At 41.5% G+C, this 25,313-nt stretch carries 27 protein-coding genes and 9 tRNA genes; 34 read left to right on the top strand and 2 right to left on the bottom strand.

Annotation, left to right across the window (positions count from 1 at the left end; translation table 11 throughout):
- Nucleotides 1-34: 34 nt before the first annotated feature.
- From B1A77_RS00505 to B1A77_RS00465, 9 genes are all read left to right on the top strand, one after another.
- Nucleotides 35-109: transfer RNA gene (locus tag B1A77_RS00505), tRNA-Gly, on the top strand.
- A 5-nt stretch (nucleotides 110-114) separates the two neighbouring features.
- Nucleotides 115-190, top strand: a tRNA-Asn gene (locus tag B1A77_RS00500).
- Between the two features lie 3 nt (nucleotides 191-193).
- Nucleotides 194-269: transfer RNA gene (locus B1A77_RS00495), tRNA-Lys, on the top strand.
- A gap of 5 nt (nucleotides 270-274) precedes the next feature.
- Nucleotides 275-349 (top strand) — tRNA-Glu (locus B1A77_RS00490).
- Between the two features lie 5 nt (nucleotides 350-354).
- A tRNA-Val gene (locus tag B1A77_RS00485) sits at nucleotides 355-430 on the top strand.
- A 3-nt stretch (nucleotides 431-433) separates the two neighbouring features.
- Nucleotides 434-508: transfer RNA gene (locus B1A77_RS00480), tRNA-Gly, on the top strand.
- Between the two features lie 7 nt (nucleotides 509-515).
- Nucleotides 516-591 (top strand) — tRNA-Asn (locus B1A77_RS00475).
- Between the two features lie 8 nt (nucleotides 592-599).
- Nucleotides 600-674: transfer RNA gene (locus B1A77_RS00470), tRNA-Glu, on the top strand.
- 3 nt (nucleotides 675-677) lie between these two features.
- Nucleotides 678-753 (top strand) — tRNA-Val (locus B1A77_RS00465).
- Between the two features lie 44 nt (nucleotides 754-797).
- On the opposite strand, the gene B1A77_RS00460 is transcribed toward B1A77_RS00465, so the two are convergent.
- Together B1A77_RS00460 and B1A77_RS00455 are read right to left on the bottom strand one after the other, a co-directional pair.
- A complete protein-coding gene (locus tag B1A77_RS00460) occupies nucleotides 798-1,121 on the bottom strand; it encodes a YnfA family protein (RefSeq protein WP_008602538.1) in 324 nt (107 codons plus the stop codon).
- Nucleotides 1,122-1,343: 222 nt separating this feature from the next.
- Nucleotides 1,344-2,243: a LysR family transcriptional regulator gene (locus B1A77_RS00455; protein WP_004695178.1), complete on the bottom strand. Its 900-nt coding sequence runs from the start codon at nucleotides 2,241-2,243 to the stop codon at nucleotides 1,344-1,346.
- 297 nt (nucleotides 2,244-2,540) lie between these two features.
- On the opposite strand from B1A77_RS00455, the gene rpsD reads away from it, so the two are divergent.
- The 25 genes from rpsD to hemA all read left to right on the top strand — a co-directional run bounded on the left by rpsD (nucleotide 2,541) and on the right by hemA (nucleotide 25,313).
- Nucleotides 2,541-3,128 carry a 30S ribosomal protein S4 gene (rpsD, locus tag B1A77_RS00450; protein ID WP_008602541.1) on the top strand — a complete coding sequence of 196 codons (588 nt, stop codon included), beginning with the start codon at nucleotides 2,541-2,543 and terminating at the stop codon, nucleotides 3,126-3,128.
- A gap of 214 nt (nucleotides 3,129-3,342) precedes the next feature.
- On the top strand, nucleotides 3,343-3,783 hold the full coding sequence (gene rplM, locus B1A77_RS00445; RefSeq protein ID WP_004695186.1) for a 50S ribosomal protein L13: 441 nt from the start codon (nucleotides 3,343-3,345) through the stop codon (nucleotides 3,781-3,783).
- Between the two features lie 20 nt (nucleotides 3,784-3,803).
- Nucleotides 3,804-4,196, top strand: a complete 393-nt coding sequence (gene rpsI / locus B1A77_RS00440; RefSeq protein ID WP_077707621.1) for a 30S ribosomal protein S9 — start codon at nucleotides 3,804-3,806, stop codon at nucleotides 4,194-4,196.
- Nucleotides 4,197-4,383: 187 nt separating this feature from the next.
- Nucleotides 4,384-5,175, top strand: coding sequence for a trans-2-decenoyl-ACP isomerase (fabM, locus tag B1A77_RS00435; protein WP_077707620.1), 792 nt, complete (start codon nucleotides 4,384-4,386; stop codon nucleotides 5,173-5,175).
- A gap of 170 nt (nucleotides 5,176-5,345) precedes the next feature.
- On the top strand, nucleotides 5,346-6,101 hold the full coding sequence (gene pgl, locus B1A77_RS00430; RefSeq protein WP_077707619.1) for a 6-phosphogluconolactonase: 756 nt from the start codon (nucleotides 5,346-5,348) through the stop codon (nucleotides 6,099-6,101).
- 36 nt (nucleotides 6,102-6,137) lie between these two features.
- Nucleotides 6,138-6,380 carry a Sec-independent protein translocase subunit TatA/TatB gene (locus tag B1A77_RS00425; RefSeq protein ID WP_008602548.1) on the top strand — a complete coding sequence of 81 codons (243 nt, stop codon included), beginning with the start codon at nucleotides 6,138-6,140 and terminating at the stop codon, nucleotides 6,378-6,380.
- A 14-nt stretch (nucleotides 6,381-6,394) separates the two neighbouring features.
- The gene (locus B1A77_RS00420) at nucleotides 6,395-6,703 is read left to right on the top strand and encodes a heavy-metal-associated domain-containing protein (RefSeq protein ID WP_021148497.1); all 309 of its coding nucleotides are present in this window, start codon (nucleotides 6,395-6,397) and stop codon (nucleotides 6,701-6,703) included.
- Between the two features lie 68 nt (nucleotides 6,704-6,771).
- Nucleotides 6,772-7,215 carry a cupin domain-containing protein gene (locus B1A77_RS00415; RefSeq protein WP_004696849.1) on the top strand — a complete coding sequence of 148 codons (444 nt, stop codon included), beginning with the start codon at nucleotides 6,772-6,774 and terminating at the stop codon, nucleotides 7,213-7,215.
- A gap of 16 nt (nucleotides 7,216-7,231) precedes the next feature.
- Nucleotides 7,232-8,635: a DASS family sodium-coupled anion symporter gene (locus B1A77_RS00410; protein WP_004695199.1), complete on the top strand. Its 1,404-nt coding sequence runs from the start codon at nucleotides 7,232-7,234 to the stop codon at nucleotides 8,633-8,635.
- 535 nt (nucleotides 8,636-9,170) lie between these two features.
- Nucleotides 9,171-10,841: a dihydroxy-acid dehydratase gene (ilvD, locus tag B1A77_RS00405; protein ID WP_008602556.1), complete on the top strand. Its 1,671-nt coding sequence runs from the start codon at nucleotides 9,171-9,173 to the stop codon at nucleotides 10,839-10,841.
- Between the two features lie 42 nt (nucleotides 10,842-10,883).
- Nucleotides 10,884-12,107, top strand: coding sequence for a threonine ammonia-lyase (ilvA, locus tag B1A77_RS00400; RefSeq protein WP_077707618.1), 1,224 nt, complete (start codon nucleotides 10,884-10,886; stop codon nucleotides 12,105-12,107).
- A gap of 18 nt (nucleotides 12,108-12,125) precedes the next feature.
- A complete protein-coding gene (gene ilvB / locus B1A77_RS00395; RefSeq protein WP_077707617.1) occupies nucleotides 12,126-13,835 on the top strand; it encodes a biosynthetic-type acetolactate synthase large subunit in 1,710 nt (569 codons plus the stop codon).
- Nucleotides 13,835-14,323: an acetolactate synthase small subunit gene (ilvN, locus tag B1A77_RS00390; RefSeq protein WP_004695208.1), complete on the top strand. Its 489-nt coding sequence runs from the start codon at nucleotides 13,835-13,837 to the stop codon at nucleotides 14,321-14,323. Before ilvB ends, ilvN begins: the two co-directional genes overlap by 1 nt.
- 11 nt (nucleotides 14,324-14,334) lie before the next feature.
- A complete protein-coding gene (locus B1A77_RS00385) occupies nucleotides 14,335-15,120 on the top strand; it encodes an ABC transporter ATP-binding protein (RefSeq protein WP_008714969.1) in 786 nt (261 codons plus the stop codon).
- Between the two features lie 141 nt (nucleotides 15,121-15,261).
- The gene (gene ilvC / locus B1A77_RS00380) at nucleotides 15,262-16,269 is read left to right on the top strand and encodes a ketol-acid reductoisomerase (RefSeq protein WP_004695212.1); all 1,008 of its coding nucleotides are present in this window, start codon (nucleotides 15,262-15,264) and stop codon (nucleotides 16,267-16,269) included.
- A gap of 173 nt (nucleotides 16,270-16,442) precedes the next feature.
- A complete protein-coding gene (locus B1A77_RS00375) occupies nucleotides 16,443-16,904 on the top strand; it encodes a DUF3290 family protein (RefSeq protein WP_008602566.1) in 462 nt (153 codons plus the stop codon).
- Nucleotides 16,905-16,916: 12 nt separating this feature from the next.
- Nucleotides 16,917-17,636 (top strand): DUF421 domain-containing protein, encoded by a 720-nt coding sequence (locus tag B1A77_RS00370; protein WP_038125705.1) that lies wholly within the window; start codon nucleotides 16,917-16,919, stop codon nucleotides 17,634-17,636.
- Between the two features lie 120 nt (nucleotides 17,637-17,756).
- Nucleotides 17,757-19,484, top strand: coding sequence for a radical SAM protein (locus B1A77_RS00365; RefSeq protein WP_008602571.1), 1,728 nt, complete (start codon nucleotides 17,757-17,759; stop codon nucleotides 19,482-19,484).
- Between the two features lie 9 nt (nucleotides 19,485-19,493).
- A complete protein-coding gene (locus B1A77_RS00360; protein WP_039965269.1) occupies nucleotides 19,494-20,348 on the top strand; it encodes a purine nucleoside phosphorylase YfiH/LACC1 family protein in 855 nt (284 codons plus the stop codon).
- 173 nt (nucleotides 20,349-20,521) lie between these two features.
- On the top strand, nucleotides 20,522-21,208 hold the full coding sequence (locus B1A77_RS00355; protein ID WP_077707616.1) for a YggS family pyridoxal phosphate-dependent enzyme: 687 nt from the start codon (nucleotides 20,522-20,524) through the stop codon (nucleotides 21,206-21,208).
- Nucleotides 21,209-21,261: 53 nt separating this feature from the next.
- Nucleotides 21,262-21,759 (top strand): cell division protein SepF, encoded by a 498-nt coding sequence (locus B1A77_RS00350; RefSeq protein ID WP_004695224.1) that lies wholly within the window; start codon nucleotides 21,262-21,264, stop codon nucleotides 21,757-21,759.
- 26 nt (nucleotides 21,760-21,785) lie between these two features.
- The gene (gene proC / locus B1A77_RS00345; RefSeq protein ID WP_077707615.1) at nucleotides 21,786-22,580 is read left to right on the top strand and encodes a pyrroline-5-carboxylate reductase; all 795 of its coding nucleotides are present in this window, start codon (nucleotides 21,786-21,788) and stop codon (nucleotides 22,578-22,580) included.
- Nucleotides 22,581-22,582: 2 nt separating this feature from the next.
- Nucleotides 22,583-23,368: a YlmH family RNA-binding protein gene (locus B1A77_RS00340; protein WP_077707614.1), complete on the top strand. Its 786-nt coding sequence runs from the start codon at nucleotides 22,583-22,585 to the stop codon at nucleotides 23,366-23,368.
- A gap of 57 nt (nucleotides 23,369-23,425) precedes the next feature.
- Nucleotides 23,426-24,073, top strand: coding sequence for a precorrin-2 dehydrogenase/sirohydrochlorin ferrochelatase family protein (locus tag B1A77_RS00335; RefSeq protein ID WP_077707613.1), 648 nt, complete (start codon nucleotides 23,426-23,428; stop codon nucleotides 24,071-24,073).
- The gene (hemA, locus tag B1A77_RS00330; protein WP_077707612.1) at nucleotides 24,042-25,313 is read left to right on the top strand and encodes a glutamyl-tRNA reductase; all 1,272 of its coding nucleotides are present in this window, start codon (nucleotides 24,042-24,044) and stop codon (nucleotides 25,311-25,313) included. Before B1A77_RS00335 ends, hemA begins: the two co-directional genes overlap by 32 nt.

Here is a 25,313-nt window from a genome sequence, read left to right as displayed (position 1 = left end):
GATAATTATGTTATAGTAATTATCGGTTCTGTATGCGGGAATAGCTCAGCGGTAGAGCACCGCCTTGCCAAGGCGGGGGTCGCGAGTTCGAATCTCGTTTCCCGCTCCATACATTCCTCGATAGCTCAGTCGGTAGAGCAATCGGCTGTTAACCGATCGGTCGTAGGTTCGAGTCCTACTCGAGGAGCCACTTGACTCACTAGCTCAGTTGGCAGAGCACCTGACTTTTAATCAGGGTGTCCCGCGTTCGAGTCGCGGGTGAGTCACCATTTCTGGCCCGTTGGTCAAGCGGTTAAGACACCGCCCTTTCACGGCGGTATCCCGGGTTCGATTCCCGGACGGGTCACCACATATGGACGATTAGCTCAGCTGGGAGAGCGCCTGCCTTACAAGCAGGATGTCGGCAGTTCGATCCTGTCATCGTCCACCATTTGCGGGAATAGCTCAGCGGTAGAGCACCGCCTTGCCAAGGCGGGGGTCGCGAGTTCGAATCTCGTTTCCCGCTCCATAAACATTCCTCGATAGCTCAGTCGGTAGAGCAATCGGCTGTTAACCGATCGGTCGTAGGTTCGAGTCCTACTCGAGGAGCCATTTTTATTGGCCCGTTGGTCAAGCGGTTAAGACACCGCCCTTTCACGGCGGTATCCCGGGTTCGATTCCCGGACGGGTCACCACATGGACGATTAGCTCAGCTGGGAGAGCGCCTGCCTTACAAGCAGGATGTCGGCAGTTCGATCCTGTCATCGTCCACCAAAGCAAACGGTTATCTTCGGATAGCCGTTTTTTAGTATGTAAAATTATCGCGGTGCGTACATGATGATATATACACCTACAAGACATACGATACCACCGATGATATCATACATGTCTGGTCGCAAGCCGTCCACAAGCCATCCCCAGAGAATAGAGAGGGCAATGAATACACCGCCATAGGCGGCGTAAACTTTACCAAAACTAGCTTCTGGTTGAAAGGTAGGGATAATACCGTATAAAAATAATATAAATGCACCTGCGATCAGGTAAATCGGTCCTTTGTCATCGCGCATATAAAGCCATACGAGATAGCCACCACCGATTTCCGCAAGTCCTGCCAATATAAAGAAGAGAATAGATAAGAGCATAGTAACCTCACTGTATTCTTGCAGTATTAATTGAAATCTATTCTCTATTTTACAACCTGAGTTAGAAGAGAGCAATTATTTTATACCCTTAGACTATTAACTGTTTAGAATGAAAGAGAAAATTTACTTAAATATAGATTTTAGCAGTGATGGAATTGAGTCGTGTTGTAAATATAACAAAACCCCGTACACCTAAAAAAGTATACGGGGTTTTGTTATTTTTTATAAACGTGGTGGTGATTCGCTTTGTACATAATCCATGAAGGTATGCATGGTTTCTGTTTTAGAATTGTTCTTCTTAAATGCGAAACACACTTGAAGTTTGAATGGTTTTTCTAAAGGTACAAAGCCATCATTGATATTTAAGGAACTTAAAATTTGACGTGCTACAATGCAGCCAGATTTATTCTTTTGACAATAGTCAATCATTGTATATGGATTGGACAGGCGACTACCGCGGATATGTAGGTTTTGCTGACCGTTTCCAACATAGTTTTTTAATGTGCGGTACATAAAGTATTTAGGAGGATACATGAGCAATGGTTGCTGCTGGATAGCTTTCAAACTAGCCGTTTCCATACCGTTCACTAAGTTTGGCGCATAGTATACAAACTCATCTTCTCTAAGTGCAGTGGATTCGTATGCAGACATATCCTTATTGTTTGGCAAATAGAGTAATGCAATGTCGATGCGATTTTCGCGCAAGTCGAGCATCAATTCTTCTTCCTCCATGTCGTAAATACTGACAGAGAATTCAGGATGGTTTTGGAAGAAGTGGGATACGTAACCATTTAGACGGATATCCCCGAGACTACGTAATACGCCAATGTTTAGAATTGGTCGTTCAACCTTGCTGGCCAAACGAATGGATTGGATCGCTCGTTCCAATGTGTCGAGAACTTGTTCTGCTTCTGGTAGAAATAACTCACCTTCTGGTGTTAAACGGCTACCTCTTGTAGAACGGGAGATTAATTTTACACCAACTAAACGCTCTAATTTTTTCATTTGAGCGCTGAAAGCTGATTGTGTAATATTCATAGATTGTGCTGCTAATGTAAAGCTTCCTGTTTTATTATAGGTAATAAAACTTTGTAGCTCTTGCATTGTAGGTAACTCTTTCATGCTATTCCCCCAATTTAGTTATAAGAATCCAATGATACCTATTACCTTACTTATTCATATTGTAGCATACTATAATTGATTTTTCATCTAAATCTATAAAATATGATGAAACATGCACAATCGATATAGAGAGTAGTATTATCGTAAAAAAGTGTAATCAAAAAATGTGATTATGCACTTATTTCAATAACTTTCACAAGTATCGATAATTGACATAAGTAGATGAAAATGATATTATACTTGGGTACCATTATGTGTAGGTACAAGTTTATTTTAATCTTATGAGGTGATAATCACATGGCAACGAGAAGAGAGGCTCGATTCAAACTTTGTCGTCGCTTTGGTGTGAACGTATTCGGTCACGCAAAAGCCTTGAATCGCGTCAAAAAAGACCAACGTCAGAAGAAAATGTCTGAGTATGGCACACAATTATTAGAAAAACAAAAAGTTAAAGCTTACTACAACTTGCTAGAACGCCAGTTCGTACGCTATTATGATAAAGCGAAAAAAATGCAAGGTGTTACAGGTCAAAACATGTTGATCCTTTTGGAACAACGCCTTGATAACCTTGTATATCGCATCGGCTTCGGTAACTCCATTCGTCAAGCTCGTCAAATGGTAAACCATGGCCACATCTTGGTAAACGGTCGTCGTGTAGACATTCCTTCCTTCTCCTGCAAACCAGGCGATGTAATCGAATTACGCGAAGCATCTCGTGACAACGAAATGTTCAAAACTAATTTCCAAGAACTTCGTTCTTTCGAACTTCCTTACATTGAAAAAGACTTGGACGGCTTCAAAGCTACTTTCACTCGTCTTCCTCAACGTGAAGAACTTCCTATCGAAGTTAACGAAACACTTATCGTCGAATTGTACTCCAAATAATTTGGCGCTTTTGGGAAAACCACTCAGAATTGGGTGGTTTTTTCTTTATGAATATTAGTGTCAAAGGGCTATGACAGTGCAAAAAACAATTGACATAGACAACCAAAATCTGTATACTATTTTGAGTAAGCTTTAGTCGTGTTTCCATTAGCCCCGGAAGCAAAGGACAAGCTGATTTTGGTAGAATTATGACGTTATTAGGAGGATATGCAGCATGAAAACTACATATATGGCCAATCCGAACACAATCGAACGGAAATGGTATGTTGTTGACGCTGAAGGTAAAACTTTAGGACGCCTTGCTGCCGAAGTTGCAAAAGTTCTTCGGGGCAAAAATAAACCAACTTTCACACCACACGTAGATACTGGTGACCATGTGATTGTTGTAAACGCAGAAAAAATTCGCGTAACTGGTAAAAAATTGGAACAAAAGGAATACTTCCGTCACTCTGGTTACCCAGGTGGTTCCCGTTTCACTAAATTGTCCATGATGCTTGAAAAACAACCTGAACGTGTTGTTGAGATGGCAGTTCGTGGTATGCTTCCAAAAAATAAATTGGGTGCACAACAATACCGTAAATTAAATGTATACGCTGGTCCTGAGCATCCACATGCAGCTCAAAAACCAGAAGTGTTAGAAATTTCCGTACGATAATCTAGAGGGAGGAATATATAATGGCAGTAGCACAATATTACGGCACTGGTCGTAGAAAATCTTCCGTTGCTAGAGTTCGTCTGGTACCGGGCACAGGTAAAATCACTGTTAACAAACGTGAACTTAATGATTATTTCGGTCGCCAAACTTTGGAATTGATCGTAAAACAACCTTTGAACTTGACTAACACAGTTGAACAATACGATGTTATCGCAACTGTAGCTGGTGGTGGTCCTTCTGGTCAAGCTAGTGCAATTCGTCACGGTATCTCCCGTGCGTTATTGGACGTAGATGGCGAACTTCGTCAATCTTTGAAAAAAGCTGGCTTCTTGACTCGTGACCCACGTATGAAAGAACGTAAAAAATACGGTCTTAAAAAAGCCCGCAAAGCAAGCCAATTCTCCAAACGTTAATATTTGGAATACAGGATATTACACCTGCAGACAATGTCTGCAGGTGTTTTTGCATTATTAGATAATTTTTAATACTCAAGTCAGCTTAATTTTCATTCTTTCATTTACATCTATATTTAATTCTCCTATAATAGATATATAATAATCGAATTTTTTCGAAAATAGATTTTCATATAGGAGAAATCATATGATTTATAATACAATTCAGTACGTAGTGGACAACGGTATTGGTACGTTGTCCTTTAATCGGCCAACCGTAGCCAATGGTTTTAATATCGAGATGTGCAAGGAGATCCTTGAGGTCTTAGATAAAGCTCATAATGATGAAAGCGTGCGTGCATTGCTCATTAATGCAGAGGGTAAGGTATTCTCTGCGGGTGGCGATTTAACAGAGATGGAGCGCGCTGTAAACGAAGGGGATACTGAGTCTTTATTTGAAATTGTTGAGCTGGTAGCTGAGATTTCTATGGCTATGAAGAAATTACCAAAACCTGTTATCATGAGCCTTCAAGGTGCTGCAGCAGGAGCGGCATTTAATATGGCTTTGGCAGCGGACTTTGTTGTGGCTGCTAATAACGTACGCTTTATTCAAGCCTTCGTAAATGTAGGTCTTGCTCCTGATGCGGGCGGGTTATTCTTGTTAACTCGCTCTATTGGTATGAATCGTGCTATGCATATTGTCATGACCGGTGAAGCCGTATCTGCTGAAAAGGGTAAGGAACTTGGCTTTGTGTATAAGGTTTGTGAATTAGAAGATTTAGAGACTGCTACAAGACGCCTTGTTGAGAAATTGGCAAAAGGGCCTGCACAATCTTACCGCGTTATGAAGGAAATGATGTGGAATAGCTTCTTAGCGGGTTGGGAAGAGTACAAGAAGTTTGAAGTAGAAAACCAATGTGCATTAGGTCTTTCAGAGGACTTCAAAGAAGGAGTCCGTGCTTTCACAGAGCGTCGCCGTCCTAAATTTGGTCAACAATAATATTGATTTATGAATATACGGAATGGAATTTCCTGTAATTCATAGGTAAATACAAATATAATTAGAACCGATGTGGCTCCAACTATTGAGTTACATCGGTTTTGCTTTCATTACACAGAAAAAGTGTATATAATAGAACTATTGAAATAGTTTTAGGAGGTCATTATTACATGGCTCAAGATACAATTAAATGTTATGACAGCCCTAGCGATGTAGTTCAAGCATTGGCAGAGGATTTTATTGCTTTCACCAACGAGGAAATCAATCGCACTGAAACGTGTGTTGTTGGTATTACGGGCGGGACTGTTATTAATGGTTTATTAGAATTGCTTAATTCCCCAGAATATATAGAGCGCCTCAATTGGGAACGCATATTCTTTGTGTGGACTGATGAGCGATTCTTACCGCAATCTCATGAGGATAATTACTTCAATCGCGTGAAACCTTATTTGTTGTGTAAGGCGAAAGGGGCGGCTCATTTCTTGCCAATCAATACAGATTCTAAAACTGTAATAGAAGCGGCAGCGGAATACGAGAAAGAGGTTAAGAATGTTCTCAAGGCTTGTAAAAAAAGTGGCCTAGATTTGGCATTGCTCGATCTTGGCGAAGATGGTCATACAGCCGGTCTATTTGCAGGTTCTCATGCATTGCGTGTCACAGATCAAGACGTGGTAGCTGTTGAGGATGGAAAGGTGTGGGAACGTATTTCTATGACCTTTTCGTTCTTAGCAAAATCTGATGCGGTTTGGTTTACCGTAACTGGTGAAAGTAAGCGAACTGCTTTGACAAAGGTATTGTATCAACGCGAAGATTACGAGGATTTACCTTGGGAAAAACGCATTGGTCGTGTATTGCCTGGAGCGGTGCTTTCACAAGAAGCTATGACCTGGTATGTGGACAAGGCAGCCTATGATGATGTACACTAAAGAGTATAAGTAGTAGTAAAAATAAAGGAGATACATATGGGGTCTATAGGAACACCTGAATTAATAGTTATATTAGTGATTGCTCTAGTTATCTTCGGACCTGGTAAATTACCTGAAGTCGGTAAAGCTATTGGTAAAGGCATCAATGAGTTTAAAGATGCTATTTCGGGGCCTAAAAAGGCTGTTGATGAAACGAAAGAAGCCGTTAAGAAAGCGACTACTATCGATGTGACAGCAGGGGCTAAGAACGACGATAAACATAAAGAAGCTAAGGATTAATAGGAGGTAACACTATGTGCAAAGATTGTGGTTGTGGCGAAGATAATGGCGTTGTAACAAAGGTATTTACTGTACCGGGGATGATGTGCAACAACTGTAAAGAAACAGTTGAAGGTGCATCTCTAGGTTTGCCTGGCGTATTAAGTGCAGAAGTAGATTTGCCAGAAAAGACAGCTACCGTTTCTTTTGATCCAACAAAAGCATCTGTAGAAGTTATTACAAAAGCCATTGAACGAACTGGCTTTGAAGTGGCAGGCGTTGCAGACGGTGTACAAAAACATAGTCATGGATTACTAGGCACTTTGAAACGTCTCTTCAAATAATCGAACCGATGGAGCTGTATTGAAACCTTGTTTCGATGCAGCCCTTTTTTGTTTAAAGAGGTAATATGATGATACGTAAGTTTGATGCTAAAAATTTTAAGTGGGACGGTATCGAAACCTTGGTATATAAGCAAGATGGTAGCCCTTTTAAAGATGTAACACGTCAAGTATTATACGATGGTGCTTATGATATTCCGTGTCAATTCCGCTATTTTGAATGTTTGCCAGGGGGATATTCTACCTTGGAGTATCACGATCATACGCATATGGTTATGATATTTCGCGGCAAGGGGCAAGTCTTATTGGGCGATGAAATCCACGATGTAGAAGCTGGTGATTTTATCGAAATTCCAGGCAAAACAATTCATCAGTTCCGTGCTAATAAGGGCGATTATATTGGTTTTCTTTGCTTGGTAAATCAAGATCGAGATAAGGTAAAGTTATTATCCCCTGAAGAGATGGAAATGTTACGAGCAAATCCTAAGATCAAAGAATTCTTGGAAAGTTGTTAAGCCTAATGGAGGTTCTATGAATACTTTTACACGAGCGGCCCTTACCGTTTTAGTGGGCCTCGCCATTTGGTTTTTACCTCATACAGAGGCAATCAAGCCTGAAGGTTGGCATTTATTAGCTATCTTTACGGCTACTATTGTGGGTTTTATCTTGCGACCTTGGCCAACGGGCATTATGGCGCTTTTTGGTATTGTTGTAGCCGTAGCCACTAACTCCATCACTATGGTACAGGCACTAGGTGGCTATGCAGAGGCGAATGTGTGGCTTATCGTAGCAGCCGTATTCTTTTCACGAGGTATTATTAATTCTGGTCTTGGTAAGCGTATTGCGTATACTTTGATTCGCTCCTTTGGCACAAGCTCATTAAAGCTTGCCTATGCTTTGGCCTGTACGGATTTGATTATTTCTCCAGCTACACCATCTAATACGGCGCGTGGCGGTGGTATCGTATTCCCCATCGTACAAAATATTTCTTTAGCTTTTGGCTCTGAACCTTATGGTAATACGGCTCGCCGCATTGGGGCATACTTGATGACGACGGCACATACTATTAACACCATTACAGTAACGATCTTCTTGACTGCATGTAGTGGTAATTTACTTATTACGTCCTTAGGGGCGAAGTTATTCGGCTATGATATATCTTGGTGGGAATGGTTCCAAGCCGGTGTGATTCCTGGTGTGATTTGTATGATTTTGATGCCTTGGTTTATCTATAAAATCTATCCACCAGAAATCAAGGAAACACCAGAGGCTGCAGCAATGGCTCAAAAAGAACTAGATGCTCTTGGTCCTATTACGAAGGCTGAAATTTCTGTTGCCATTATTTTTGTTCTTTGCATCTTGCTTTGGGCTACAGCGATTTGGACTAAGCTTCATCCTACAGTTGTTGCGATGATGGGCGTTCTTGCTTGTGTAGTAACTGGCTCTCTTACTTGGGAGGATATTTTGGGTGAACGCACCGGTTGGGATATCCTCATCTGGATGGGTACGCTCGTGGGCATGGCTGGGCTGCTTGGTAAACTCGGTGTAGTAGCTGTCTTTGCAGATTTTGTAAGTCAACATTTAGCTGGCTTTGACTGGTTCTGGGCGTCTTTTATCATTTCCGCTACCTTTGTGTACTCTCAGTATTTCTTTGCCAGTGGTACGGCGCGTATTACGGCTTTATTCTCCGCCTTTGCGGCCATTTTAGTGGCGATGGGGGCTCCTATTCCGTTTACGATATTGCTCTTTGGTTTGATGAACAGTCCTGGCTGTACATTGACTCACTATAGTTCAGGTGTAACACCGATCTTCTTCGGTGCTGGCTATGTGCCACAAGGTACATGGTGGCGCGTAGGTCTTGCCATTTCCGTGGTGAGCTTCCTCATTCATTTCTGGGGTGGCACCTTTGGCATGTGGCTCTTTGGTATTTTATAATATATTCAATCCCTCACTACGGTGAGGGATTTTTCTTGTTATATCTATATTTTTTATACCTTACTAGGTTTGCTATAGTTTTTGGGTATGGTGAACTTCATAAAAAAACTATGATGAATCTATAGAATTTATTGTGAATTATCTTGCGCGGGATAATATAACGTGTTATTATTATTCCGTGATTAATATTACAGAATATTTTAGGAGGAAACATGTTAGGTTTAGTCATTAGCTTATTGATTATTGCGCTAGTCGTGATTATTAATGACATTCGAATTATGAACAACAACTTAACACGTTTTTGTCTTAGAAGTTCCGCGAATGGTTTAATATACAATCAATAAGATTTGACTATATGGTTTGTTTCTTATGTGTATATTTTCCAAGGGGTACATAGGATTATTTATGTATATAGGAATTCTGTAAACAAAAGGAATATCATTTGTAAACTTTTAAGACGATTCATTGGAATCGTCTTTTTTTATGCGTCGTGAAAGCTGTCCAAGTGGATGCTTTCAAAAGTGAGGAGATTAACATGAGTTGTAGAAGTGACAATTTGAAAACAGGCGTAGCACGTGCACCACACAGATCTTTACTAAAAGCTCTAGGTTTTGTTGATGAAGAAATGGGTAGACCAGTCATCGGTATTGCCAATTCTTTCAATGAAATCATCCCTGGTCACGTAGGCCTGAAAAATATTGTACAAGCCGTAAAAGACGGTATCCGCAACGCAGGTGGTGTGCCAATTGAGTTCAATACTATCGGTATTTGTGATGGTTTGGCAATGAACCATATCGGCATGAAATACTCCTTAGTTACACGTAATATCATTGCAGATTCCATCGAAGCTACTGCTATGGCTACACCATTCGATGCGATGGTATTCATTCCAAACTGTGATAAGGTAGTGCCAGGCATGTTGATTGCAGCTGCTCGCCTTAATATCCCATCTGTATTCGTATCTGGTGGGGCCATGCTCGCTGGTGTACATAAAGGTAAAAAAATTGGTTTGTCCGACGTATTCGAAGCCGTAGGCAAACATCAAACTGGTGAAATGGATGATGCTGAGTTAGCTGATATCGAAAATACGGCATGTCCTACATGTGGTTCTTGCTCTGGTATGTATACGGCAAATACAATGAACTGCTTAACAGAAGCTCTCGGTATGGGCCTTCCTGGCAATGGTACAATCCCAGCGGTATATTCTGAACGTTTGCGTTTAGCTAAGTTAGCTGGTATGCAAGCGGTAGAGATATTAAAAGCAAACCTTCGCCCTAAAGATATTATGACTCGTGAAGCCTTTGAAAATGCGGTAGCTCTTGATATGGCTTTGGGCGGTTCCTCTAATACGGCGCTTCATTTACCGGCTATTGCTCACGAAGCAGGTGTACCATTATCCTTAGACGATTTTGATCGCATCGCTCAAAATACACCTCAATTATCTAAATTATCTCCATCTGGCGTATACTTCATTGAAGACTTGTACGCTGCAGGTGGTGTATCTGCCGTGTTGAAACGTTTAGCAGAAAATGGTCGCCTTCATACAGATTGCAAAACTGTTGCTCTTAAAACACAAGGTGAAATTGCAGCGGCAGCTCATGTTGTGGATGAAGATGTTATTCACCCATGGGATAATCCAGTACATGAAACTGGTGGTATCGCGGTTCTTAAAGGTAACCTTGCTGTAGATGGTTCCGTTGTAAAAGCCGGTGCCGTAGATGCAGATATGCTTGTTCACTCTGGTCCAGCAAAGGTATTCAACAGTGAAGAAGAAGCGGTTGAAGCTATTACAGGCGGTAAAATCGTGAAAGGTGATGTTGTAGTTATCCGTTACGAAGGCCCTAAAGGCGGTCCTGGTATGCGTGAAATGTTGACTCCAACATCTATGATTGCCGGTATGGGTCTAGATAAAGATGTAGCATTGTTGACAGATGGACGCTTCTCCGGTGCTACTCGTGGTGCATCCATCGGACATGTATCTCCAGAAGCAGCTGCAGGCGGTACCATTGCTATCGTTGAAAATGGTGATATTATCAACATCGATATTCCAAACGGTAAATTGGAACTAGCTGTATCTGATGATGAAATCACTCGTCGTAAAGCTGCATTGAAACCGTTCAAATCCAATGTAACTGGATATCTTAAAAAATACGCTCTTCACGTATCCTCTGCTGCACAAGGTGCTATCGAAGTATTTGAAGACTAATACTAGACTTTCATTTAATACTAACTAGAGGAGATAGTGTACATGCACAAATTATATGATTTTATGGAGGCTCGAGAGCGATTAAGCACAATCACGGTGAAAACGAAATTGCTTCACAGCGATGTGTTTTCTGACGAGTGCGAAAATGATGTATATATCAAGCCAGAAAACTTGCAAATAACAGGCTCTTTTAAGGTTCGTGGAGCTTATAATAAAATTGCAAAGCTGACAGAAGAAGAAAAGGCGCGCGGTGTTATCGCTGCGTCTGCCGGTAATCATGCACAAGGCGTGGCCCTTGCTGCGAAACGTCTTGGCATTAAAGCGACTATTGTCATGCCGAAACATACACCTCTTATCAAGGTGAATGCTACAAAACAATATGGTGCAGATGTTGTACTATTTGGCGAGATTTATGACGAAGCCTATCAAAAGGCGATGGAGTTGCAAAAAGAACACGGTTATGTGTTCGTTCATCCGTTTAATGATGAAGATGTAATAGAAGGGCAAGGTACGATTGCCCTTGAAGTTCTTGATGAATTGCCTGATGCGGATATTTTGCTCGTTCCTGTTGGGGGCGGTGGTATCGTATCTGGTATTGCGGCTGCTGCGAAATTAAAAAATCCCCGCGTTAAGATTATCGGTGTAGAACCAGAAGGTGCAGCGAGTGCCCTAGCTGCCTTAAAGGCTGATCATCCTGTACCTCTCGATGAAGTGGCGACGATTGCAGATGGTACGGCAGTACGTCAAATTGGAGAAACTACATTAGAATATATCAAGCAATATGTAGATGAAATTATTACCGTTTCTGATTATGAATTGATGGAAGCATTTTTATTGCTTGTTGAAAAACATAAGTTAGTAGCCGAAAATTCTGGTATTTTACCACTCGCTGGTCTTAAGAAATTAGAGTGCCGCGACAAAAAGGTGGTAGCTATCGTCAGCGGTGGTAATATCGACGTACTTACTATATCGTCCATGATTAATAAAGGTCTCGTATTGCGTGGTCGTATCTTTACCTTCTCCGTTAATCTTCCTGATAAACCAGGTCAATTGGTTGCGGTATCTCAAATGCTGGCGGATGCAGATGCAAATGTTATTAAACTCGACCATAATCAGTTCAAAAACCTTGACCGTTTCCATGAAGTGGAATTGCAAGTAACGGTAGAAACAAATGGTGAAGAGCATATCCAACACATTATTGATACTTTCAAACATAATGGTTACATTATTAAACGTTTAAATTCCAGCGAAATATTGTCTGAATAGCTGGTTGAAAGGGTTCCTATGAGCGCAGAAACAATCAATGGGGCACGCATTGTCCTTGAAACATTGCATCGCTTAGGCGTAACCGATATGTTCGGTTATCCAGGTGGCGCAGTAATCCCAATTTATGATGAAATTTATAGCTTCCCTGAAATTAAACATTACTTCGTCCGTCATGAACAAGGTGCAGCTCATGCGGCAGATGGCTATGCTCGCGTATCTGGTCGCGTAGGTGTATGTCTTGCTACGTCTGGTCCTGGCGCAACGAATCTTGTAACAGGTATTATGACTGCGTACATGGACTCCGTACCTATGGTGGCCATTACTGGTCAGGTTGGTCGCCCTTTTATCGGTAAGGACTCCTTTCAAGAGGCGGATATCCAAGGCATTACGATGCCTATAACCAAGCATAACTATCTTGTTCAAGATATTCATGATTTGCCTCGCATCATTAAAGAGGCGTACTTTATTGCTGGCACAGGTCGTCCAGGCCCTGTACTCATTGATATTCCGAAGGATATTCAAACCGAAAAAATATCCATGGCGGAATACAACAAATTGTACGAAGTACCTATTCATCTTGAAGGCTATGATCCAACCTATAAAGGTCATCAAGGTCAAATCAAAAAAGCAGCTACTCTCATCAAAAATGCAAAGCGTCCACTTATTATTGCTGGGGCAGGCGTATTGAAGTCTGGTGCTATGGATGAGCTTAAAGAATTAGCTGAAAAGGCTCAAATCCCAGTGACGAATACATTAGTTGGCCTTGGTGGCTTCCCGGGAGATCACGAATTGGCCCTTGGTATGGTTGGTATGCACGGTTCTGTTGCAGCTAATAATAGTACAGATGAGGCTGATCTCGTGATTGCTGCAGGGATTCGTTTCCATGACCGCATCACAGGCCATCCAGACTTCTTCTGTAAAAAAGCTAAAATCATCCATATCGATATTGACCCAGCTGAAATTGATAAGAATGTTACAATCAATGTGCCTATCGTAGGGGATTTAAAACAGGTATTAACGGAGCTTAATGCTCTTGTAGAACCTACAACGCATGAAGCGTGGCTTGAGCAAATCCGAGAATGGCAAGCGGAATACCCTATGGTGATACCTGAGTCTAAAAATGGTGTATTGCATGCACAATATGTGTTATCTGAGCTTAATAAAATTGCCAAGGAAGATGCCATAATCGTAAGTGATGTAGGCCAACATCAAATGTGGGCGGCTCAATTCTTAACTCATAAAAAACCTCATACTATCGTTACCTCTGGCGGTGCGGGTACCATGGGGTATGGCTTGCCGGCGGCTATCGGTGCTCAAGTAGGGGCGCCTAAGAAACAAGTTATCCTCGTTGTCGGTGATGGTGGATTCCAGATGACTTGTGAAGAGCTCATGATGGTGCGCCAATATAATTTGCCAATTAAGATTGTTATTATTAATAATGGCTATCTTGGTATGGTTCGTCAATGGCAAGAAATATTCAATAATAGACGCTATTCCTATGTGGACTTAGAAGTGAGTCCGAACTTCTTGAAACTCGCAGATGCATTTGACTTGAAAGCAGCTCGTCTAGATAATGTTGAAACTTTCAATAAAGAATTTAAATCATACATTACATCGGATGAAAGCATTGTCTTGGATTGTCGCGTTGAACGAGAGGATAATGTATTACCAATGATTCCAGCAGGCGGCACGATAAGCGGTATGATGGGGAAGAAAGGGGTGCTATAATGGCGAAAGAACATCAAGTCTTAATCATTGCAAAAAATGCACCGGGTATTGGTACACGTATCTTGGCACTCTTTAACCGTCGTGGCTTTAACGTTACAAAAATGACATCTGGCATTACAAATCAGCCAGGTTATGCACGTATTACTATTACTGTAGAGGCCGATGACCGAATTCTCGATCAAGTGCAAAAGCAAATCTACAAGCTTATCGATGTTGTTAAGGTTAAAGTGTTTGAAGATCATGATGTGGTATGCCGTGAGTTAATGCTTATCAAGGTAAAAGCATCTGCTTCTACAAGATCACAAATTGTACAGATTGCCGATGTATATCGTGGTAATGTGTTAGATATTTCTCCTACATCTATGATCATTGAAGTCATTGGCAGTGTAGAAAAATTACGTGGCTTCATTCAAATTATGGAAACTTATGGTATTCTTGAAATTGCCAAAACAGGTATCACCGCTATGAGCCGCGGAGAAAAAATGTAGGAGTTGATAACGTGGGGCGTGAATTACTCCATTATGAAAATGTCTGCTTTCGCCGTGATGGTAGACCTATTTTAGATAATGTAAATTGGCATATAGAGGACGGTGAACATTGGGCTTTATTAGGGCTTAATGGGGCTGGTAAATCGACGCTGCTCAGCATGATACCTGCTTATCAAATTCCCACAACGGGTACTTTACGTGTGTTTGGCAAGGAATTTGGTAAATATGCGTGGCCCAAAATCAAGGCTAGACTAGGATTTGTTAGCTCTGCGCTTGGACAATTTCAGTCAACCTTGGATAAACAAGTCGTTGAAGATATCGTTATTTCTGGTGCATTTAGTAGTATTGGTATATACCAAGAGGTAGCACCTGAGGTGCGCCAACGAGGTATGCAATTATTATCTGAATTTGGACTAGACTATTTGGAAGGTCATCGTTTTCGCACCTTATCTGCTGGCGAACAGCGCCGGGTATTGTTAGCGAGGTCTATTATGGCAAATCCAGAATTATTGATTTTGGATGAGCCTTGCTCTGGTTTGGACTTACCAGCGAGGGAGCAGTTTTTACGCACCGTATCCACTTTGGTAGCTGAGCAGCAGACACCGATTATCTATGTGTCACATCAAATTGAAGAGATACTATCGTTTATTACTCATGTAGCTATCTTGCGAGAGGGTAAGATGATTCATGCAGGTCCTAAACACAAGGTACTAACTGATGATATTTTATCTGATGTCTTTGGACTTTCCGTACAAGTTGTATGGAAAGATGATCGTCCATGGGTGATGGTTCGCTAGTTATCAAATTTTTTTATCAGAGGCTTAAAACTCGGCTTACTGATACTAAATTAATGTACGCCACATCTTGCAAAAATTTGTTAGATTGTGTACAGTATATATAATCTATATTCTATTGAATATGTTTGGAGGTTGTCTAATATGGCAGGTAAAATTTTAGGTACTACAGTTTATTATGATGCAGATTGTAATTTAAGCAAATTGGAAGGCAAAAAAATTACAGTGTTAGGTTACGGTTCCCAAGGTCATGCTCATGCATTGAACTTGAAAGAAAATGGTATGGACGTAACAATTGGTCTTCGCGGTGGTTCTTCTAGCTGGAAAGCGGCTGAAGAAGCAGGTCTTACAGTAAAAGAAACTGCAGAAGCCGTTAAAGGCGCTGATATCGTTATGGTATTGATTCCAGACGAATTGCAAGCAGACGTATATGCACAAGATATTGCTCCAAACTTGAAACAAGGTGCGTACTTGGCATTTGCTCATGGCTTTAACATTCACTTTGGTAAAATCGTACCTCGTGAAGACATCAATGTATTCATGGTAGCTCCTAAAGGTCCTGGTCATTTAGTTCGTCGTACATACCAAGAAGGTTCTGGCGTTCCTTGTTTGTACGCTGTAGAAAAAGACCCATCTGGCGATACTGAAGAAGTGGCATTAGCATGGGCATCTGGTATCGGTGGTGGCCGTTCTGGTATTTTGGAAACTAACTTCAAATCCGAAACTGAAACTGACCTCTTTGGTGAACAAGCTGTATTGTGTGGTGGTGTTACTGAGTTGATCAAAACTGGCTTTGAAGTATTAACTGAAGCTGGTTATGAACCTGTTAACGCTTACTTCGAATGCTTGCATGAAATGAAATTAATCGTAGACCTTATCTACGAAGGTGGCTTCCAAAAAATGCGCCACTCCATCTCCAACACTGCTGAATACGGCGATTACCATGCAGGTCCTCGCGTAATCACTGCAGATACTAAAAAAGCTATGGAACAAATCTTGGCGGATATTCAATCTGGTAAATTTGCTGATGAATTCTTAGCAGATTCTAAAAATGGTCAAAAATTCCTTAAAGAACATCGTGAAGCAGCTGCTAATCATCCAATTGAACCAGTTGGCGCAGAACTTCGCAACTTGATGAGCTGGTTAAAATAAGAGTATTACTTAGGTAATCTTTTGTGAGATTATATGCTTATTAAAAGCGACCCCGTAAGGGGTCACTATTTTTTATCTTTTCTTACATTATTTTGGGCCATCTTGACGATTACATCGAAAATATTGGAATCAAATATGGTATAATAAAAAGTAATATTTGAAAGGAGTGTAGCATGGATTTTTACACATTAGCCTATGTTGAAAGTCAGGCTGTAATAGGTCAAACTTGGGGCTTTATTATAATTGTAGCTGTTCTGTTAGCATTACTCATTTTGGGAGTACAAGTATTGCGAAATGGTTTTACTAGTCGCTATCGTGACCTGATGATTATATTGTCTTTAATCGTAGTGTTCTTCTTAGGGCTTGAATACCAAGAGTATAATCGGATGAAAACCTATTCTGAGGACTCCTCTCGTATGGCTCAATTTTTACATTCTTTTAGTTCAGATCGTTCCGTACCGAGCGACCAATTGGCGGTTAACTCCTTAAAGATTCGTAATGGTATGATTTTAAAAGTAAGTGACGCTTACTATGAGGTTCAATTTAATCCAGAATTTTCAACCTATACTATTACACGTGTTTATAAGGTAAGCCCTATAGATCGAATTCACGATAAAGAGGATGCATTACAATAAGGAGGACCACATATGACAGAAGCTATGGCCGTCTATGGGATGGTCTTTGCAAAACTCGCCATCGGTCTCTTGGCGATTATTTTACAAATCAATTTAATGGGTAAGGGCAATTTAGCCCCAACCTCTGCCTTAGATCAACTGCAAAACTACGTACTTGGTGGTATTATCGGTGCCATTATTTACAATGATCAAATTGGTATTTTACAATTTATGTTAGTCCTTATTTTATGGACTATCCTCGTAATGACTCTTAAGTTTTTAAAAGGGAATCTTCGTATTTTTAAAGCAATTCTTGATGGTCATCCAGTTATAGTAATCGAAAAAGGTCATATTCTAACAGAAGAATGTATGCGTTATGGTATACAAGCGGCTGAACTTAAATTAAAACTTCGTGCTGCCGGTGTTCAATATGTTACGGATGTTAAGCGTGCCGTATTGGAGCAAAACGGTCAGCTCAACGTGGTTCAATTCGGTGAAGATAATATCCGATTTGATCTTATCGATGATGGTCAAATTAATCAGTTTACCCTCGATGTAATTGAAAAAGATAGAGAGTGGCTTGAACAAGAAATCCAAGCTCAAGGATACTCTGTTAAGGATATATATATTGCAGAATATAAAGATGGAAAAGTTGTTGTATATCCTTACGAAAGAAAACATCGTCCACAAATTGTAAGCACTCTTAAAAGTAAGACCAATTATACTAAAGATAAATTGAAATCTAAATTATAATATCTATTGCTCTTATAGTATAGGCGAGATACGTATTTCGTAGTCTTATAAATATATAAATAATATATATAATGTTATTAAGCCCACTATTCGTAGTGGGCTTATATAGAAAGGAAATTAGTGAATCGTAAAGATTTAATAGATCGATTACAAGAATTATATAAAGATGAAGATAGTCGGGTAACAGTAAATCCTCATGCAGGGCAAAAGGTGGCCATCGTCTATCCAAATACATACTTCGTGGGCATGAGTAATCTTGGACTTCATATCATTTATGAGGAAATCAATTTGCGAAATGATAGCGTTTGCGAACGGATTTTCTTGCCTGAGAAAAAGGAATTAGAAGCTTACGATAAGACTAAGACTCCCCTTATGAGCGTTGAAACACAACGGCCTATGCATCAATTTGATGTAGTCGCTTTTGATGTTACCTTTGAAATGGACTATTTCCATATTCCTTTGATGTTGCGTCATGGCCGAGTCCCTATCATGGGAAAAGACCGTACCGAGTTTGATCCTATCGTTATTGCAGGGGGCCCTTGTGCGACCTTCAACCCTGAGCCTTTTGCTGATTTTATTGATGCTTTCATCATCGGTGAAGGGGAAGGCATCGTAAGTCGTGTACTAGATATCATTCGAGATGGAAAAATGGAAGGCTTGGATCGCCATACTATTTTACGTCAATTAGCGGATATATCGGGCGTGTATGTACCATCCTTATATGTGCCGATTTACAGTGAAGACGGTGAATTTAAAGGCTATGATATTGCAGAGGGCGTGCCTAAAACGATTAAACGGCACTTTGAAATGCTCACTAGCGGTGGTGAAACGGTAGTGGCTACGAACTATACTGAATTTGGTGCTATGTATATCATTGAAGTAGCCCGTGGGTGCGGTCGTCATTGTCGCTTCTGTATGGCTGGGTATTGCTTCCGCGTACCTCGTGTACGTCCTTTAGACATTTTGAAAGAAGGCGTAGAGCGCGCAGAAAAGCTAGGTAAAAAGGTAGGCCTCATGGGCGCTGCTATCTCGGATTATCCTGAGGTAGACGAACTCGTTAATTATATTCGCTCTAAAGATATGCGTTACTCTTGTGCATCCTTGCGTGCTGACTCGTTAACACAAGCCGTGGTGGATGGACTAGCGGATAGTGGACAAAAGACGATTACCATTGCGCCAGAAACGGGCAGTGAACGTTTGCGTCGGGTCATTAACAAGGGAATCAGTGAAGAGCATTTACAAAATGCAGCCACCTTATCTGCGAAGTCAGGTATTCAGCATATGCGCTTGTATATTATGATTGGGTTGCCAACGGAAACCGATGAGGACATTGAGGCTATTGTAGGTCTTGCGGAAAGAACACAGGCTCATATGGAAAAAGTAGGCTGTAAAGGTCGTTTAACGCTCAGTATTAATCCGTTTATTCCTAAACCTTTTACACCGTTCCAATGGATGGCCATGGATAACCAAAAAGTGGTGGAGAAAAAGTTACAATACATAAAGAAAGCATTGCAAAAGAATCGCCGCATCGAGGTTCTCGTAGAGTCGCCTAAAGAGGCGTATATTCAAGGCGTTCTTGCTCGTGGGGATCGCCGCTTAGGCGCTGTTATTGCAGCATGTGCAGCCGATCGAGGCAGTAAATCTTTTAAGTCCGAAATGAAGGCTGCTGGCCTGGATATGGATAATATGAATTATCGTGAACGCAGTTTTGATGAATTCTTGCCGTGGAGCCATTTAGACATGGGCATGCAGGAGGGGTATCTTGAAATGGAATGGCAACGATCCCTCGATGAAGCATATACCCCTCCATGTGCAGCAGGTTGTAAACGCTGTGGCGTTTGTAAATAGGAGGAACAGATGAATCAATCTGTAAAACGTATAGATGTGAAAGGCCCTCATGGAACATGGTCTTATGAGGCGCCAAGCTGGGTTGATCGATTTCCTATTGTAATGGGCGATACTTATCGTCATGGTGGCGTATCTAAAGCCCCTTATGAATCATTAAACCTAGCGTTTCATGTAGGGGATGAAGCTCAAAGCGTACGAGAAAATCGAGCTATTATTGTGAAATATTTAGGTGTTGAACCAAACCGTATTTCTTGTGGCAATCAAGTCCATGGTTTAAAGGCTGTAGAAATCACAGAAGACCTTGTTGGGGCAGGTGCTTTTGGAGAAGATACCGCTATCGATGATTGTGATGCGGTATTTACAAATCTACCGCATGTGCCATTATTTCTGTTCACAGCAGACTGCGTTGGCGTAGGTATTTACGATGCTAAACATCATGCGATTGCTACGGCGCATGCAGGTTGGCGTGGTGCCATTGGCCGTTTACCAGTCCTTACCATTGAGGCCATGAAAGAGGCGTATGGGACCGAGTTCAAAGATTGCTATATATATCTTGGGCCTAGTATTGGACCTGAGTCTTTTGAAGTAGATGTAGAACTAGGTAAACGCTTTGAATTGGCTTGGAGAGATATGACAGACCGAGATTCATCTGATGTTGTCAATTATTCTGCTGATAAATTGGACAAGGCTTATATCAATTTATGGAACTTTATTGGTGAGGATCTCGTTGTAAATGGCGTTCCTCCAGAGAACATCACGATTGGTGGTACCGATAGTGTAACGGAAGTAGATTGTTATTCCTATCGTCGAGAGGCAGGTCGAACCGGTCGTATGGCTTTATTTGCGATGTTACAAGAACGATAAAACTCGACTTTCACAGGAATCATAATAACGTATGATATTTTTATTATATTTGCTTGGATTTGTGGAGGGGATAGCCTTAAATCATGTACATTTGACCTTAAATACTATATAATAAAATAGTCTATACAAATATATTTGATGATTATGATATATAGATTGAAGGGGGCATTCACATGATTGAAGAATCCCTACACGCTATACAGCAGCGCATGGCTGATGCTATGGCGCGTGTTGGTCGCGTAGATACAGCATTATTAGTGGCAGTTACAAAGAATCACCCTGTGTCGGCTGTGGAAGAGGTCGCACGGCTCGGTGTCACTCATGTAGGGGAAAATCGAGTACAAGAAGCCAAAGAAAAACAGCTAACCTATAAGGGGCCACAATTAACATGGCATTTAATTGGCCATTTACAGGTCAATAAGGTGCGTCAAGCGGTTCCTATGTTTGATTTAATTCATTCTGTGGATAGCCGTAAATTATTAGATGAAATCGAAAAGGTTGCTACAAAGCACGACAAGATACAAGATGTATTATTGCAAGTCAATGTGGCCCGCGAAGCTTCTAAAACGGGAATGACCGTTGAAGAGTTTCCAGAAATACGAGACTATGCAAAAACATTGCCTCATGTACGCGTACGAGGCTTGATGTGTATGGCACCATTTTTCGATGATCCACAGGAAGCTCGTCCAATCTTCCGCGTAGCGAATGCCTTGTTTGAGGATATGAAACGCTACTTTGAAGAAGGGCAGATTCAATATTTATCTATGGGGATGACTCACGACTTTGAGGTCGCTTTGGAAGAAGGGGCTAACATCGTTCGTGTAGGCACAGCAATTTTTGGGGAACGTGTATATTATTAAGGTTCGGGTTACCTGATAATCGGAAGCGTTAATTGTATTAGGAGGAAATCCAAATGGCATTGGGAGATTATTTAGACAAAGCAAAAAACTTATTCTTAGGCAGAACTGATGATGACTATGAATATGATGATTACGAATACGAAGATGAAGAGGAATACGAAGCTGAACCTACCCCAGTAGCAACAGCGGCTCCCGTGTCCGGCGCATCTGAATTTCATCCACGCAAGGTAGGAGGCCAATCTACGATGACACAACGTCCAACAGCTATGAAAGTAGTTGTAATTGAACCAAAAGTATTTGAAGATTCTGAAAATATTACACATCAATTGCGCGACATGCGTCCTGTATTGATTAATTTTGAAAATACAGACCCTCATGAAGCAGCTCGTATTGTAGATTTCGTATCTGGTGCGACCTATGCATTGGATGGCAAATTGGAAAAAGTAGGTAAAGACATTTTCATGTGTGTACCTGTAAATATTTCCATTGATTATAATGACAATGAAAGCAACACAACTGAGCAAAACGAATATTCTTGGGAAAACAAATAATCTCTCTATAAATGGTGGTGATAACTATGTTAGGTAAAACCCTATGTATAGGCGTTGGCTCAATGGGGGGCGCTCTATTGCGCGGTGCATTACAGCATGGTGTGTTGAAAGCCTGTGATACACACATTCTAGTGCGTCGCGAAGAACAATGTAAGGCTCTTGCAGAGGAGCTTGGTGTAGTAGGTTTTACTACATTGCCTAATGTAAACGAGTACAACACTATTCTATTGGCTGTGAAACCACAAGTGTTACCATCTGTGTTAGAGACTTTAAAAGAAGTACCTTATGGGACTGTTATGATTTCTGTTGCCGCAGGCGTCACATTAGATACTCTTGATGCGGCGATTCCACAAGCTAACTGGTTTAGAGCTATGCCAAATACACCGGCTTCTATCGGTGCTGGCATGACGGCACTTGCTGGAGATGATGTGAATACTGACCTAGGTCGTACTGTACAAGCCTTATTTGAGGCTGTAGGTGAGGTAGCAGTGGTGAGCGAAGCCGATTTAGATCGCTTAGGCGCACTATCTGGCGCGGGCCCTGGCTATATGTTTGTTATCCTTGATGCTTTAGCTGATGCAGGCGTTCGTATTGGTTTACCACGTCAGCTAGCCATAAGGGCAGCTGCTCAAACGATGTACGGTGCTGGTAAGATGGCTCTTGAAAGTGGCAATCATCCAGCAGTACTACGAGATCAAGTGACCAGCCCCGGTGGCACCACCATTGCTGGTATTGGTGCCATGGAAAAAGGTGGACTTCGCAGTGCTCTCCAAGATGGCGTAGTAGCATGTCTTTCTCGGTCGAATGAATTGGGGAAATAATTTTGGCAGATACTAGTAAATTAATACGATATTTCGAGGCCAGTGGCAGCGGTGAGGAAGCTCGTCGCATGCTTGACTTGGCTGAGCAGGTTGTTAAAGGTCGCCCCTATCGTGTGGCGGATTTTACGAGTCCTGCAGGCCTTGTTATTGCAGATGCTATCAAGGCTAATTACCCACAGTTAACTGTTAAAACTGACGGTGGCTATGAAGGGGCGGAACGTATCCGTATCGCCTTTGTAGATAGCGACTTTAACGGTACCGTGGACATGGGCATTCGCGCCCTTAAGGTGAATTGGGACCCACGGTTCCGATTGCTTACCCATCGCGATGTGCTGGGCTCCTTGATGGGCCTTGGCATTGATCGCTCCAAATTTGGGGACGTTATCGTCCAGCAAGGGGGCGCTCAGATTATGGTGGATGAAAGCGTGGCTGATTTCGTAATTCAAAACTTTACGAAAATTGCTATGGTTTCTGTATCTGTAGAGGCTATTGAGTTATCAGATATTGCACCAAAAGAAGAAAAAATTAAAGAAGTCCGCACTACAGTCGCTTCCTTGCGCTTAGATGCGGTAGCAAGCTCTGGATTTAGTATATCTCGCACTAAATTGGTGAGTGCTATCAATGCGGGCTTATTACAAGTAAACTGGCAACCAGCTAAGGGGGCATCCCAAGAGGTTAAAGAAGGGGATGTCATTTCCATGCGTGGTCGTGGCCGAATGAAGGTAGAAGCTATTACAGGTACCTCTCGTAAAGGGCGTATCGGCGTATATCTGAAACGATTTATGTAGGCAGTTGAAAATCGGCTTGACCATCAAGCCGATTTTTTTGTATATAGTAGGACAGCCATGGTATCCATAACATTTCAACCTACAACTGAAAATATAATCCTATTCGTAGGCGGCGGAGAAGTAGCGGAACGACGGATGCAGCTTTTTATTGAGGAGCCTTGCCAAATTGTCGTTATTGCTCCAACTGTGACGGATACGATTAGCCAATGGGCAAAGGAAAATCGTATCACTTGGTGTGATCGGGCTTTCACAATGGATGACGAAGAGCATATTATTTCGAGTAGTTTGCTGTTTATCTGCACAGATAATCATGAATTAAACGATACCTTGTATGAGCTAGGAAAAAAACATCGCGTGTGGACCAACCGCAGTGATGATCCGAGCGCGTGTAGCTTTACTGTGCCGTCATCCCTTGAACTCGGCGATCTTCATATTGCTATTAGTGCCAATAATGTAGGACCTCGTATCAATCGTCTCGTACGACAAGATATGATGAATCGTTATGGTCAGTTGCAAAAGGCTATGCCTAGACTTAAAATATTTAGAGAAGAAGTAAAGTTACTGCTTCCTACTCCAGAGGCTCGACAGAAATTTTGGCGAGACAATCTGACGGTAGAAACATTTGAAGCCATTCTCAAGGGAGATTGGATGATTATAGAGGAGAAACTTAACCATGCAATTAGTGGTATTAGGTCTAAATCATAGAAGTGCCGCTGTAGAGGTGCGTGAACGTTTCTCGTTTGATAAAGACGAGGTAGTTGCCGCACTAAACCGCCTCTATGAATTTGACTGTATCTCAGAATGCGTTATATTATCCACCTGTAATAGAACGGAAATTTATGCTGCTTTAGAAGGTGTAGAATTCCCGAAGGATTACATGTTGGCAGTGTTAAAAGATTTAAAAAGAGCAGATCATATCGATGCAGATGCATTCTTCTTCTACGAAGAACGAGATTGTATTGAGCATCTATTCCGTGTTTCTGCTAGTCTTGATTCCCTTGTGTTAGGGGAAGGCCAAATCTTGAGCCAATTAAAAGGGGCTTATATTCAGGCTTATAGCGCAGGCTGTACGGGAACAATTTTTAATATTTTATTCCAACGGGCTATTAGCGTTGGTAAAAAGGTACGTACTAATACGGGCATTGCTAATACGCCTGTATCTGTTAGTTACACGGCGGTCAATCTTGCGGAGGACAGTTTAGATAAGCCATTATCCGAAGCTACAGTACTTATTTTGGGTGCTGGTACGATGAGTGAATTGACAGCTACTCATTTACAAGCGAAGGGTGTAAAAACGATTTTCGTATCTAATAGAACCTTTGCTAAGGCTGAAATGTTAGCGGAACGCTTTAATGGTAAAGCTGTTAAGCTCGATAACTTTGTAGACTATGCTAAAGATGCGGATATTCTTATCACATCTACAGGGGCACCGCATTATATTATTACTGAAAAAGAAGCGAAGAAAATTACGACTCTTCGCAAGGGTGAACCAATCGTTATGATCGATATAGCGGTACCTCGTGATATCGATCCTGCGGTGGCAGATTTGGACGGTATTTACCTATTTAATATTGACTCTCTTGAAAGTGTAGTAGAAGAAAATAAGGCGCAGCGCGAAGAAGAAGCTCGTCGTGCGGAGCCTATTATTCATGATGCTATTGAAGAGTTATTGGATAAGTTGAGCTATTTAACAGTGCGTCCGATGATGGCATTGCTTACAGAAAAAGCGGAGCGTATTCGCCGTCGTGAATTACATCGCGCATTAGCTAAATTACCAGATATTTCCGATAAAGAGCGCCGTGTTATGGACTCGATGAGTCGCATGATCATTCGCAAAATGTTGCGTGAACCGATGATTCACTTCAACGAAATTGCTGGTACAGAGGAAGAAGGCTTGTACTGGGACTTATTCAAAGATATGTTTAATCTTGAGAAAGAAGGCTAA

It is taken from the genome of Veillonella parvula, assembly GCF_002005185.1.
Taxonomy (GTDB): Bacteria; Bacillota; Negativicutes; order Veillonellales; family Veillonellaceae; genus Veillonella; species Veillonella parvula_M.
Note: the sequence above shows the minus strand (reverse complement) of the source record. Positions and strands in the feature narration are given on the sequence as shown.